Source organism: Burkholderia sp. BE17 (assembly GCF_009362305.1).
GTDB lineage: Bacteria > Pseudomonadota > Gammaproteobacteria > Burkholderiales > Burkholderiaceae > Burkholderia > Burkholderia pyrrocinia_C.
The window spans coordinates 1-12239 of sequence record NZ_WHNU01000083.1 but is presented as its reverse complement, the minus strand read 5'-3'; the positions used below and the strand labels follow the sequence as shown (position 1 = coordinate 12239).

12 protein-coding genes and 1 pseudogene are annotated in these 12239 nt (G+C 69.9%); 7 read left to right on the top strand and 6 right to left on the bottom strand.

Features of this window, described 5'->3' with window-relative positions; translation table 11 throughout:
- Together GD429_RS39425 and GD429_RS39420 are read right to left on the bottom strand one after the other, a co-directional pair.
- A pseudogene (locus tag GD429_RS39425) lies at positions 1-417 on the bottom strand (helix-turn-helix transcriptional regulator); the annotation flags it as partial.
- 175 nt (positions 418-592) lie between these two features.
- The gene (locus tag GD429_RS39420) at positions 593-1474 is read right to left on the bottom strand and encodes a neutral zinc metallopeptidase (protein WP_152865558.1); all 882 of its coding nucleotides are present in this window, start codon (positions 1472-1474) and stop codon (positions 593-595) included.
- Between the two features lie 404 nt (positions 1475-1878).
- Between GD429_RS39420 and GD429_RS39415 the strand changes: the two genes are divergently transcribed.
- The 5 genes from GD429_RS39415 (at position 1879) to GD429_RS39395 (ending at position 6873) form a co-directional block, all read left to right on the top strand.
- Positions 1879-2670 (top strand): SDR family NAD(P)-dependent oxidoreductase, encoded by a 792-nt coding sequence (locus GD429_RS39415; protein WP_152865555.1) that lies wholly within the window; start codon positions 1879-1881, stop codon positions 2668-2670.
- A gap of 184 nt (positions 2671-2854) precedes the next feature.
- The gene (locus GD429_RS39410; protein ID WP_152865552.1) at positions 2855-3919 is read left to right on the top strand and encodes a LysR family transcriptional regulator; all 1065 of its coding nucleotides are present in this window, start codon (positions 2855-2857) and stop codon (positions 3917-3919) included.
- 101 nt (positions 3920-4020) lie between these two features.
- Positions 4021-4713, top strand: a complete 693-nt coding sequence (locus GD429_RS39405; protein ID WP_152865549.1) for a DUF4286 family protein — start codon at positions 4021-4023, stop codon at positions 4711-4713.
- Between the two features lie 101 nt (positions 4714-4814).
- Positions 4815-6122, top strand: a complete 1308-nt coding sequence (locus GD429_RS39400) for an MFS transporter (protein WP_152865547.1) — start codon at positions 4815-4817, stop codon at positions 6120-6122.
- A 49-nt stretch (positions 6123-6171) separates the two neighbouring features.
- Positions 6172-6873: a DUF2848 domain-containing protein gene (locus GD429_RS39395; protein ID WP_152865545.1), complete on the top strand. Its 702-nt coding sequence runs from the start codon at positions 6172-6174 to the stop codon at positions 6871-6873.
- Positions 6874-7130: 257 nt separating this feature from the next.
- Here GD429_RS39395 and GD429_RS39390 read toward each other — a convergent pair whose 3' ends face one another.
- Positions 7131-8111, bottom strand: coding sequence for an NAD-dependent epimerase/dehydratase family protein (locus tag GD429_RS39390; protein ID WP_152865543.1), 981 nt, complete (start codon positions 8109-8111; stop codon positions 7131-7133).
- Between the two features lie 98 nt (positions 8112-8209).
- Between GD429_RS39390 and GD429_RS39385 the strand changes: the two genes are divergently transcribed.
- The gene (locus GD429_RS39385; protein ID WP_152865541.1) at positions 8210-9112 is read left to right on the top strand and encodes a LysR family transcriptional regulator; all 903 of its coding nucleotides are present in this window, start codon (positions 8210-8212) and stop codon (positions 9110-9112) included.
- Positions 9113-9136: 24 nt separating this feature from the next.
- On the opposite strand, the gene GD429_RS39380 is transcribed toward GD429_RS39385, so the two are convergent.
- Together GD429_RS39380 and GD429_RS39375 are read right to left on the bottom strand one after the other, a co-directional pair.
- A complete protein-coding gene (locus tag GD429_RS39380) occupies positions 9137-9457 on the bottom strand; it encodes a hypothetical protein (RefSeq protein ID WP_152865561.1) in 321 nt (106 codons plus the stop codon).
- 65 nt (positions 9458-9522) lie between these two features.
- Positions 9523-10395 carry a LysR family transcriptional regulator gene (locus GD429_RS39375; protein WP_152865539.1) on the bottom strand — a complete coding sequence of 291 codons (873 nt, stop codon included), beginning with the start codon at positions 10393-10395 and terminating at the stop codon, positions 9523-9525.
- A gap of 147 nt (positions 10396-10542) precedes the next feature.
- Here GD429_RS39375 and GD429_RS39370 point away from each other — a divergent pair, with 147 nt between their 5' ends.
- Positions 10543-12003 carry an MFS transporter gene (locus GD429_RS39370; RefSeq protein WP_152865537.1) on the top strand — a complete coding sequence of 487 codons (1461 nt, stop codon included), beginning with the start codon at positions 10543-10545 and terminating at the stop codon, positions 12001-12003.
- Between the two features lie 75 nt (positions 12004-12078).
- Here the strand turns inward: GD429_RS39370 and GD429_RS39365 are convergent.
- Positions 12079-12239: oxidoreductase-like domain-containing protein (locus tag GD429_RS39365; RefSeq protein WP_152865535.1), on the bottom strand; the 161-nt coding region annotated here is incomplete at its 5' end.

Sequence of the window (12239 nt, the reverse complement as noted above, 5' to 3'; positions counted from 1 at the left end):
CGCCCCACCCATCCCGAAGCGCAGCAACGAGAACGCGCCGACCGTGCGGCCCGCGTCGCGCAACCAGATTTCGATGACATCGGCCACGTCGTGGCGCCGCAGGAAACGGGTCCAGTACGCAGACGCGTCGCGTCTTTCGTCAGGCAATTGGGAAGCGAGCGTGACGACCGCGCATTCCTCTGCCGCGCAACGCGACGGATGCAGCGGATCGAGCATCCGGTAACGCGCGACATAGGTGCGATGCATAGATTCCGGCATCCCGAACAGTTCGAAATCGGCCGGTTCGCCGCTCTGGTCGAGCCGGTAGAACACGATCGCGGACGGGCTCGCGAACGCGTCGAACGCGTCCACGCACGCGCGCAGCGCGCGCTGCCAGTCGGCGACGCCCTGGTCGGCGGGAACGGATGGAGTCGGCATGGAGGAATCGGCTGGCGGGCGAACGCGTCGAAGTTCGGGCCAGCCTACCGGCGCCGAAAAGCGCCGGTGAGCACAAATCGGCAAATCGTCCCGGTTCGGCGGATTCGGCGGATTCGGTGGATTCGGCCGGTGTCGCCGGGACAATGCGAGCGCGCGACGGCGCGCGTGCCTTCCGTCAGCGTGCGTTCGCGGCGAACGTGTCGCAGACGCTCACCTCGCCCGCCTCCATCCCGCGCCGCAGCCAGTACACGCGCTGGTCGCTGCTGCCGTGCGTGAAGCTTTCCGGCACGACATAACCCTGCCCTTGCTGCTGCAGCCGATCGTCGCCGATCGCGGCCGCCGCCTTCAGTCCCTGCTCGAAATCGCCGGGTTCCATCAGCCGCTGGTTCGCGCGCTGCGCGTTGTTCGCCCACACGCCGGCGAAGCAGTCGGCCTGCAGTTCCATCCGAACCGACAGCGCGTTCGAGCGCGCCTGGCTCGAACGCCTGCGCGCCGCGTCGACCTTGTCGGAAATGCCGAGCAGGTTCTGCACGTGATGGCCGACTTCGTGCGCGATCACATAAGCCTGCGCGAAATCGCCTCCGGCGCCGAAACGCTTGCGCAACTCGTCGTAGAAGCCGAGATCGATATAGACCTTGCGGTCGGCCGGACAGTAGAACGGCCCCATCGCCGTCTGGCCCGTGCCGCACGCAGTCGGCGTCGAGTTCGTGAACATCACGAGCTTCGGCGGCTCGTACTGCGCATGCAGCTGCGTGTTGAACACGCCCGTCCACGTGCGCTCGATATTGCCGAGCACCTTGCGCGTGAACACCGAGCCCGGATCGTTCGCCGGCGCGCCCTGGCGCTGCGCCGGCGCGGGCTGCGCCTGCTGCTGGCGGCCCTGCAGCGCCGAGGCGCCTTCGAGCACCACGCGCGGATCGATCCCGAAGAAATACGACGCGGCCAGCGCGACCACGATCGTGCCGATGCCGATCGTCGCGCCGCGCCCGCCGCCGAAACCGCCGGCGCCACGTCGATCCTCGACGTTCATGCTTTCTCTTTCGTCGTCCAGCCTCATTGCCGGCTCTCCCTGTTCTTGTCGATGGTCCGGCCGCGCCAGCGCGCACCGGGCGATACGCCGTGGCAACTCGACCCATCGGCAGACACGATACCCGCGCATCGCGGCACATGGTCGCACCGATCTCGCCGGCGTGCCGCTCCGCTCGCACGACGGAATCGGCCGGCCGACGCGCCGCGCGTCGATGCGCTCGCTCGCCCGCGCTATTTTGCCGGGCTTTCGCGACTTATCCCAAAAATGTGGAGGATAGAGCGATTCGGCGCCGGACATCGTCAGCTTTTGCAAAATGGGCCATGGCCTTTCCGGCCGGGCGGACATCGTGCGCGTTCATCCTTTCGGCTGATACCGGCACTCGCCCGCGCCGCCTAAAGTGACCGGGATCAACACGCCTTCCGGAGAACGGCATGACGCACCCGCAACCCCGCACGATCGCCATCACCGGCGCCGGCACCGGCATCGGTGCCGCATGCGCGCACCGCTTCGCCGGCTGCGGCGACCGCGTCGTGCTGATCGGGCGGCGTCAGGCGCCGCTCGACGCGCTGGCCGCCGAGACGGGCGGCCTCGCGCTCGCCGGCGACGCCGCGAGCACCGCCGACTGGGCCGGCTTCCTGCCGCGGATCGCCGAACGCTTCGGCCACGTCGACGCGCTCGTCGCGTGCGCGGGCGGCCACGGCATCGGCCGCGCTGACGAAACCTGCGACGCGCAGTGGCGCGACGCGATGCACGCGAACCTCGATACCGCGTTCGTCAGCACACGTGCGTGCCTGCCCGACCTGATCGCACAGCGCGGCAGCATCGTGCTGGTCGCATCGATCGCGGCGCTCGCGGCCGGGCCCGGCGTGTGCGGCTATACGGTCGGCAAGCATGCGCTGCTCGGGCTCGTGCGGTCGCTCGCGCGCGACTACGGGCCGCACGGCGTGCGTGCAAACGCCGTGTGCCCGGGCTGGGTCCGCACGCCGATGGCCGACGCTGAAATGGAACCGCTGATGGCCGCGCATGGCGACACGCTCGACGATGCGTATGCGCGCGTCAGCGCCGACGTGCCGCTGCGGCGCGCGGCCGATCCGGACGAAATCGCGGCCGTGTGCGCGTTCCTCGCGTCGCCCGATGCGTCGTTCGTGACCGGCGCGACGCTCGTCGCGGACGGCGGTGCGATGGTCGTCGACGTGCCGACGCTCGCGTTCGACAAGCTTTGATGCGCGGGGGCATGCCGCCCGCGTGACGCATCGCTGCGGGCGGTGTTCCGTGCAACGTCCTCCGGCACTCCAACGCCCGCTGCGGCACGTACGCCGCCCCGCCCGCTCGTTTCCCGCGCCGAAAATCCGCTACCATCGACCGACCGCGTGGCCCGCCCGGCGCCACCTCACCGTTCCGACTTCGATGAACATCCGGTTTCTTGAAACCTTCGTCTGGCTCGCGAAGCTGGAAAACTTCCGGCTCACCGCTGAAAAACTGCACACGACACAAGCTGCGGTATCAAGCCGCATCGCGTCGCTCGAAGAAGCATTCGACGTGCGCCTGTTCGACCGCAACACGCGCTCGGCCACGCTCACGCCCGCGGGCCGCCGCATGCTGGCCTACGCGGAACGAATCGTGCGGCTCGACAGCGAAATGCGGCGCGACATCGACGCAGCGAGCGATGCCGGCCTGATCCGGATCGGCGTGATCGAATCGATCGTGCACAGCTGGTTTCCGGCGCTGATGGCGCAACTGCGCGAGCGCTATCCGCGGCTCGACGTCGAGATCACGAGCGACACCACGCTGCACCTGATTCGCCTGCTCAGCACCGACGGCGTCGACCTGATCCTGCAGACCGACCCGGTGCCGGGCCCCGATTTCACGAACCTGCCGCTGTGCGAATTCCCGGTGCGCTGGGCGGCAAGCCCGCGCCTCGGGCTCGGCGGCCAGCCGCTCGACGTCGCGCGCCTCGCGGAATTTCCGATCATCAGCTTCTCGCGCCACTCGGGACCGCACGCGACGATCGAGCGGCTGTTCGCGGCCGTCGAACGGCCGGCCAGCATCAACTGCATCACGTCGGTCGCCGCGATGATCCGCCTCGTCGCCGACGGCCTCGGCGTGGCCGCGCTGCCGCCCGCGATCATCGGGCGCGAGCTGCACGAAGGCGCGCTCGAACTGCTCGACGTCGAACCCGAATTCCCCGCGCTGCCGCTCGTCGCGACGTACCGCAGCCAGGGCCTGCCGGTCGCCGCGCGCATCGCGGAACTGGCAAGCGAAGTCGCACGCGCGATGGCGGCCGCCGCGAGCATCGCGAAGCCGGTCGCACCGGCCAGCCCCGAACCAGTCGACGCATCGCCCGCCCGTACGGCGGCCAAAACAAAGACAAAGACAACTACGAAGGCAACTGCGAAGGCAACTGCGAAGCGCACGACGAAATCCGCGCCGCCGGCCGCCGCCCCGGCAAAACGCCGCCCGCGCCGCTCATAAGAAAACCTGTTCACCGCGAATTTGTTTTCTTGTTGGACGGGCGCGGCCCGTCTTCGGGAAACTGCGGTTCCTGACATACTCCCGTCACGAGGAACCCCGCGATGACCTTCCCTTCCCTTCCGCACGGCCAGCTTTGCGTCTGGACGGATATCGACCCCGCGCACGAAGCCGATTTCAACGCGTGGTACGACCGCGAGCACATGCAGGAACGTGTCGCGATTCCCGGCTTCACGCATGCGCGGCGCTTTCGCGCGAACGACGGCGGTCCTCGCCAGTACCTCGCGCTGTACGTGACCGACGCGCTCGACGTGTTCCGTAGCGACGCATACCGGCGCGCGTTCACGCAGCAGACCGCGTGGTCGCTCGCGAACTTCGAGCGCATGACGGGCACGCAACGGCGCGTCGGCGAACTGACGATCGAGGCCGGCGACGGCGAAGGCGCGCATCTCGCGCTGTTCGTGCTGCCGCCGGAACGCATCGACGTGCGGCAACTGCGCGAGCGCTTCGACGCCGCGCTGCGGGAACCGGGCATTCACGCGGCGCGACTCTTCCGCACCGCGCCCGAGCTGTCCGCGCCGATCGGCGCCGATGCGGCCGCCCGCCCGGCCGCCGACGCGCTCGTGCTGATCGAAGGCAGCGACGCGGCCGCGACGCGCCGCGTGGCCGCCGCACTCGCCGGGCACGACGACGTACGCACCTTCGACCTGCTGTGGCGCGCCGCCGCGCCACTGCCGGCTGCGCACCGCGACGCCGAAGCAGAAGCAGAGCCGGCCGCCGCCGCGCTGCCTGCCTGAACGCCGACGCCGGCCGCGCCGCACCAGCACCAGCACCAGCACGCGGCCGACGCGTCGGCCCTGCGCTTCCTCCCGTTCTCCGTCACGACAGGCCCGAACCCATGAGCACTCTCGCCCAGCCCGCCGCCCACGCGCCCCGCCGCGTCCGCAACAGCCGACTCGCGACTGCGAGCATGATCGGCACGTCGCTCGAGTGGTACGACTTCACGATCTACAACACGCTCGCCGCGCTCGTCTTCAACCATCTGTTCTTCCCGTCGGTCGATCCGCTGGCCGGCACGATCCTCGCGTTCTCGACCTATGCGGTCGGCTATGTGTCGCGCCCGCTCGGCGGCTTCGTGTTCGGCAATCTCGGCGACCGCATCGGCCGCCGCGCGGTGCTGATGCTCACGCTGGTGCTGATGGGCGTGACGACCGCGCTGATGGGCGCGCTGCCGACCTATGCGCAGGCCGGCATCCTGAGCCCGATCCTGCTCGTCGCACTGCGCTTCGTGCAGGGCGTCGCACTCGGCGGCGAATGGGCCGGCGCGGTGCTGCTGTCGGTCGAGCATGGCGACCAGAACCGGCGCGGGCTGTCCGCGTCGTGGACGCAGATGGGCCCGTCGTTCGGCACGCTGCTCGGCACCGGCTGCATCGCGCTCGTGACGCTGTCGACCACGTCCGCGAACTTCCTGTCGTGGGGCTGGCGCGTGCCGTTCGCGGCCAGCGCGCTGCTCGTCGTGTTCGGCTTCTGGCTGCGGCGCGGCGTCGACGAAACGCCGCAGTTCGAGCAGCTCGCCGAATCGCACGCGACCGCCGAGGTGCCCGTCGCCGACGTGCTGAAGTACCACTGGCGGCGCCTGCTGATCGCGGGCGGCGCACGGATCGGCTCGGACGTGCTGTATGCGCTGATCGTCGTGTTCACGCTGACCTACGTGACGACCGTGTTGCACCTGTCGCGCCCCGTCGCGCTGACGGCCGTGATCGTCGGCACGGCCTGCAACGCGCTCGCGGTGCCGTTCTTCGGCGCGCTGTCGGATCGCTTCGGCCGCCGGCCCGTGTACCTCGCCGGCGCGATCGCCGGTGTCGTGTGGGCGTTCGTGTTCTTCGTGATGCTCGATTCGGCGCGCCCCGGTGCGATCGTCGCGGCCGTCGCGATCGGCCTCGTGATCCATGCGGTGATGTACGGCCCGCAGGGCGCGTTCGTGACCGAACAGTTCCCGACGCGCGTGCGCTATGCGGGCTCGTCGCTCGCGTACACGCTCGCCGGCATCGTCGGCGGCGGCTTCGCGCCGCTCGTGATCGCCACGCTGTTCCGGCAGACGGGTACGACGACGGCCGTGTCGCTGTACGTCACCGCAGCGCTCGTCGTCACCTCGATCGCACTCCTCGCCGCGCGCGAGACCGCGCACCGGCCGCTTGCGGAATGAGCGCCGCCCCAAGCCGATTCATTCCTTCGCACTTCAAACGGATATCCGCATGCAAGCCCTGTCGTTCAACGTGATTTCCCTGCAGCGCGCGCCGGCCACCGTCGACGTCGAGATCGAGCGCGTCGTGATTGCCGGCTGGGCCGGCCGCGACCCGGCAGCGATCCGCGCGCACATCGACGAACTCGCGGCGCTCGGCGTGGCGCCGCCTTCGACCACACCGTGCTTCTATCGCGTGTCGTCCGCGCTGCTGACGCAGGCGCCGTCGATCGGCGTACTCGGCGCACGCTCGGGCGGCGAGATCGAATGCGTGCTGGTCGACAGCCCGGCCGGCACGCTGGTCACGGTCGGCTCCGATCATACGGATCGAGAAGTCGAGGTGTACGGCGTCGCGGTGTCGAAGCAGGTGTGCGCGAAACCGCTCGGATGCGATGCGTGGCTTTACGCGGATGTCGCCGATCACTGGGATGCGATCGAGATGCGTTCGTGGTTGATCGCGCGTGACGGCGAGCGGATTGCGTACCAGCACGGCGCCGTCAGCGGCCTGCTCGCGCCGGACGCGCTGTGGCAGCGCTTCGACGATCGCCGCACGATGCCCGCGCGCTGCGCGATGTATGGCGGCACCGTCGCCGCGCATGGCTCGATCGCGGCGATGGGCGACGGCGACGCGTTCGAGATGGAGCTGCACGATCCGGTGCTCGGGCGCAGCCTGCGGCACCGGTATGCGGTCGAGGTGTTGCCGATCGTGGCGTGACGGGGGGCGGCGGGCCTGACGGATGCCGAAAGGCTCTGCACACATGCTTTCGTGCCGACACGCTTCGTTGGCCTCCGCCTCTCACGTCGCCGTTCACCGCACGTTTCGATCACGGCCACCTCTCGCGCCGCCGTTCACCGCACGTTCCGTTTGCCGCCGCCTCTCGCGCCGCCGTTCACCGCACGTTCCGTTCGCCTGCGCCTCTCGCGTCGTCGTTCACCGCACGTTCCGTTCGCCTGCGCCTCTCGCGCCGCCGTTCACCGCAAGCAACCGAGCCCCGCCAGCGTCGCCTCCACCGCCGTATCGAGCGGCGTCAACGGCTCGCGGCCGAGCACCGCCGTCACCCGCGCGTTGTCCATCCGGAGCGGCTCGCGCCACAGGTAGCGCATCTCCAGCATCTCGCGCAGCGTCGTGACGAACGGCGCCGCGGCCCACACGAGCCACCACGGGAATTTGCGCACCGCCGGCCGCATCCCGTGCCGCTGCGCCACGCGACTGATGGCCGCGGCCATCTGCGTGCCGTCCGCATCCCAATGCCCGCCGAGATGGAAGCGCGCAAACGGCTCCAGCGTGTCGCGCCGCTCGATCAGCTCGACCATCGTGCGCGCGACGTCCGGCAGATACGCCCACTGATGGCCGACGCCCGGCCGCCCCGGCACGCTGATGGTCGAGACGGGCCGCCCCGGCTTGATCAGCCCCTGAGCAAACCAGTTGTTGCCGGCACGCACCCCGAAGAAATCGCCGGCGCGCACGATGATCGTGCGGACGCCCTGCGCGGTCGCTTCCTGCAGCCGCCGCTCCAGTTCGACGCGGATCGCGCCCTTGCGGGTCGCCGGATGCTGCGGCGCGTCTTCGCGCAACACCGGAAACGCGTCGGCGCCGTAGTTGTAGACCGTGCCGGGCAGCACGACGGTCGCCTGCGCCACCGTCGCCGCCGCGATCGTGTTGTCGATCATCGGCAGCACCTGCGTCGGCCAGTTCCGGTAGCCGGGCGGGTTCACCGCGTGCACGATCACGCTGCAGCCGCGCGCGGCCCGCACGACCGCCTCGCGATCCAGCGCGTCGCCGCGCATCCACGTCATCCCGTCGCGCTCCACGACTTCGGCATCGAGCCCGCGCTTGAGCGCGCGCACCTGCCAGCCGGCATCGCGCAACTGCCGCGCGACTTCCCCGCCGATCCCGCCGCTCGCGCCGAGCACGAGTGCCTGTCGTTGCGCCGCGCCTGCGTTCGTCGTCATTGCCGTTCTCCTTGAATGAACCGTCGTGAGATGCATTCTGGCGCGCCGACGGCTAGCAAGGAATTGCCTAACATCGGGTATCAGCTATACATTTATGCATGACCACCGACCTGAACTGGGAACGCTACCGCACCTTTCTCGCGGTACTGACGGAAGGCTCGCTGTCCGGCGCGGCGCGCGCGCTCGGCATCACGCAGCCGACGGCCGGCCGCCACGTCGCGGCGCTCGAGGGCGCTTTCGGCCAGACGCTGTTCACGCGCTCGCCGTCGGGCCTGCTACCGACCGAGGCGGCGCTCGCGCTGCGCGGCCATGCGGAGGCGCTGCGCAGCGCGGCGGCCGCTTTCGAGCGCGCGGCCGCGAGCCACGGCGCCGGCGTGCGCGGCACCGTGCGGATCTCGGCCAGCGACGTGATCGCCGTCGAGGTGCTGCCGCCCATGCTCGCGCAATTGCGGCGCGATCATCCGGGGCTCGTCATCGAACTGGTGCCGACCGACCGCATCCAGGACGTGCTGAATCGCGAGGCCGACATCGCGGTGCGGATGGCGCCGCCCGCGCAGGACGCGCTCGTCGCGCGGCGCGTCGGCGCGATCGAAGTCGGGCTGTATGCGCGCGACGACTACGTGGCGCGCAACGGCGCGCCCGCGACGATCGACGAACTCGCGCATCACGCGCTGATCGGCTTCGATACCGTCACGCCGTTCATCCGTTCGGCGGGGCGCGGGATGCCGTTGTGGAATCGCGATGCGTTCGCGCTGCGCACCGACAGCAACCTTGCGCAGCTCGCGATGATCCGCGCCGGCTACGGCGTCGGTTTCTGCCAGACGGGGCTCGCGAAGCGCGACGCGAGGCTCGTGCGCGTGCTGCCGGACGGGCCCGCGATGAAGCTGGAAACCTGGGTCGTGATGCATGAGGACCTGCGGACAAGCCCGCGCTGCCGGGCCGTGTTCGATGCGCTGGCGGACGGGCTGCGCGCGTATGTCGACGGAGAAACTGCCGAGTAAGAGGCGCGAATCGCCCGGACGGTACTACTCGTAGATTTTCCCGGCGAACAGGATGTCCGCGATGCGCCGCCACGGATTGTCGGGCACGTCGTAAAAACGCAGCCCGTCCTCCGACGCTTCGGCCCAGTCGACCATCGCCTCCAGGTACTCGCCGATCGAGCGGTTTTCCCAGCCGAGCGCGGCGCGCGCGTACGGCGACGGCGGCACGTCGGCTTCGAGCTGCCGCTCCGTGTTCCAGTCATGGCCGAGCACGCGCAGGAAATGGATCAGCGAGCGCTCGTCGACCACCCGCTCCAGCGCGTCCTGCAGCCTGTCGGCCATCTGCTGCTTCAGCTCGTCGTTCATGCTCATGCGTAGGCCCTCTCCCGCGTCTCTCGAATACGCGCCGCTGCATATCGCGCGGCGCGTTTTTACATCAGCAATTGCCGCGACAGCACCTCGCGCGCCTGCGTGACGGTTTCGCGCTCGCCCGGCATCGGCGGCGTCAGCGAAAACACCGCATCGGGCAGCGGCGGCAGACGGTATTTCGCGCCGAGCCGCATCATGCCGTCGCCGATCGCCGACGCGCACAGGCAGCCGACACCGAGCCCCGCCGCAAGCATCGACTGCAGCCCCGCGACACCCGACGCGCTGTGCACGAGCACGTACGGCATATGCTGCTCGTCGAGCGAGCGCACCGCGATCTGATGCATCATGCAGTCGTCCGGCAGCAGCACGAGCGGCAGCGGCTCGGGCAATTGCTCGGCGAGTGCGGGCGACGCGACCCACGACAGCGGCTCGCGCCGCAGCACCCAGCGCGTATCGGCCGACGCCGGCCGGAACGGCCCGCTCGACAGGTTCATCACGACGCCGAGATCGATCTGCCCTCTCGCGTGCGCCGCCTCGATGTCCGCGCTTTTCATCGCGCTCACGTGCAGGCTCAACTGCGGGTAGCACTCCCGCAGCCGCGCCAGCATGCCCGCAACTTCATTCGTGCGGAAGTAGTCGGTGATCGCGACACGCAGCTCGCCCTTGATCGCCTGCCCGCGCAGCTCGTCGAACGCGGCCTCGTTCAGCGCGACGATGCGCCGTGCGTGCTGCAGCAGCCGCGTGCCGGCCGGCGTCGGCTCGACGCCGCGCTTGCTGCGCACGAACAGCGGCACGCCGGCGCGCGCTTCGAGCTTGCGCACCTGCTCGCTGACCGTCGACTGCGACAGGTGCAGCAGCGGCGCGGCGGCCGTCAGGCTGCCGGCGTCCGCGACCGCCGCGAAAGTGCGCAACTGGTCCAGGTCGAAACCGCGCATCGCCATTCTCCATCCATCGCTTAACCCGATGGATGCTACCACTCTTTCCCGCTTTTCCGATTCATCGACCGCACCCAAAATACGGGGTCAATGGCCGGCCTGCACCGCTCGCGCATACGGCCCTCATTCTTTTCGGACCCTTCGTTCATGACGAACCAAACCCTTGCCTCTTGCGCGCCGGCCGGCGCGGCTGCCGCGGCGACGCCGCGCAGCCATCACGGCTGGGCGCTGGTGGTCCTGCTGGTCGGCGCCATTCTGCCGCCGCTCGACTACTTCATCGTGAATCTCGCGCTGCCGGCCATCCGCGACGGCATCGGCGCGCGCCCGGCCGAGCTCCAGCTCGTCGTGTCGGCCTATGCATGTGCGAGCGCGGTCGTGCAGATCACGGGCGGCCGTCTCGGCGACCTGTACGGCCGCAAGCGCATGTTCATGCTGGGCATGGCCGGCTTCGTGCTCGCGTCGACGCTGTGCGGGCTCGCCGGCAGCGGCGCGGTGCTCGTCGGCGGCCGCGTGCTGCAGGGCCTGTTCGCGGCGATCCTCGCGCCGCAGGTGCTCGCGACGATCCGCAGCGTGTTCAGCCCGCAGGAACAGGTGCGCGTGATGGGCTTCTACGGTTTCGCGTTCGGCCTCGCGGCCGTGATCGGCCAGCTCGGCGGCGGCGCGCTGATCAGCCTGCATCCGTTCGGGCTCGGCTGGCGCGCGATCTTCCTCGTCAATCTGCCGATCGGCATCCTTGCGCTGCTCGGCAGCTGGCGTTTCATCCCGGAAAACCGGCCGCCGCGCGGCCAGCGCATCGACGTACCGGGCGCGGTGCTGATGTCGCTGTTCCTGCTGATGCTCGTGTATCCGCTCACGCAGGGCCGCGAGGCAGGCTGGCCGCTGTGGATGATCGCGTGCGTCGTCGGCGCGCTGCCGATGCTCGGCGCGCTGCTGACGGTCGAAGCGGGCCGGCTCGCCCGCGGCCGCGATCCGCTGCTCGACGTGCGCCTGTTCCGCAATCCCGTCGTCGCGCTCGGGCTCTTGCTCGCGTTCCTGTTCTATACGCTGAGCGCGTTCTTCCTGAGCTACGGGATCTATCTGCAGGGCTGCCTGAACTGGTCGCCGCTCGCGTCCGGGTTCGCGATCCTGCCGCTCGGGCTCGGCTTCCTCGCGAGCCCGCTGCTGATGCCGCGCCTCGTCGGCCGGTTCGGCGGTTATCGCGTGCTGACGCTCGGCTTCGTCATGCTCGCTGCCGGCGTCGCGACCGCCGCCGCGCTTGCCCGCGAAGGCGCGCCGGGGCCCGGCTTCTACGCGGGCATCGCGGCGATCGGCATCGGGCAAGGCCTCGTGCTGCCGTCGGTCGTGCGGATCGTGCTCGCGGAAGTCGACGCGGCCCGCGCGGGCGTCGCATCAGGAATGGTCAGCGCGATGCTGCAGATCGGCGCGGCCGTCGGCGCCGCGACGATCGGCGGCGTGTTCTTCGCGCGGCTCGGCGTGCATCCGGCCGCGGTCGATTACGTTCAGGGGTTCCGGACGTCGATGTTCACGCTGACGGTCGTATTGCTTGCGTGCGTCGCGCTGTCGACCGCGCTCGGGCCGCTGCATCGGCGGCTGCATGCGGGCGCATGACACGGGGCACGGATCGCACCGCCGGCGGGATCTGCGGCGGGAAGGTGAATGCGCGGCCGCTCGCCGGCATCCGGCTCACCGGTGTTGTTTGCGTTGCGCCTGCCGCGCTTCCCACTCGGCCAGCTCGACGCGATAGCGCGCCAGCGCTTCGTCGTACAAGTCGAAGACGCACGGCGAGCAGCCGCTGTTGCAGCAGTCTTCCAGTTCGGGTTGTTCGGGCGGGATCGGGCGGGGAT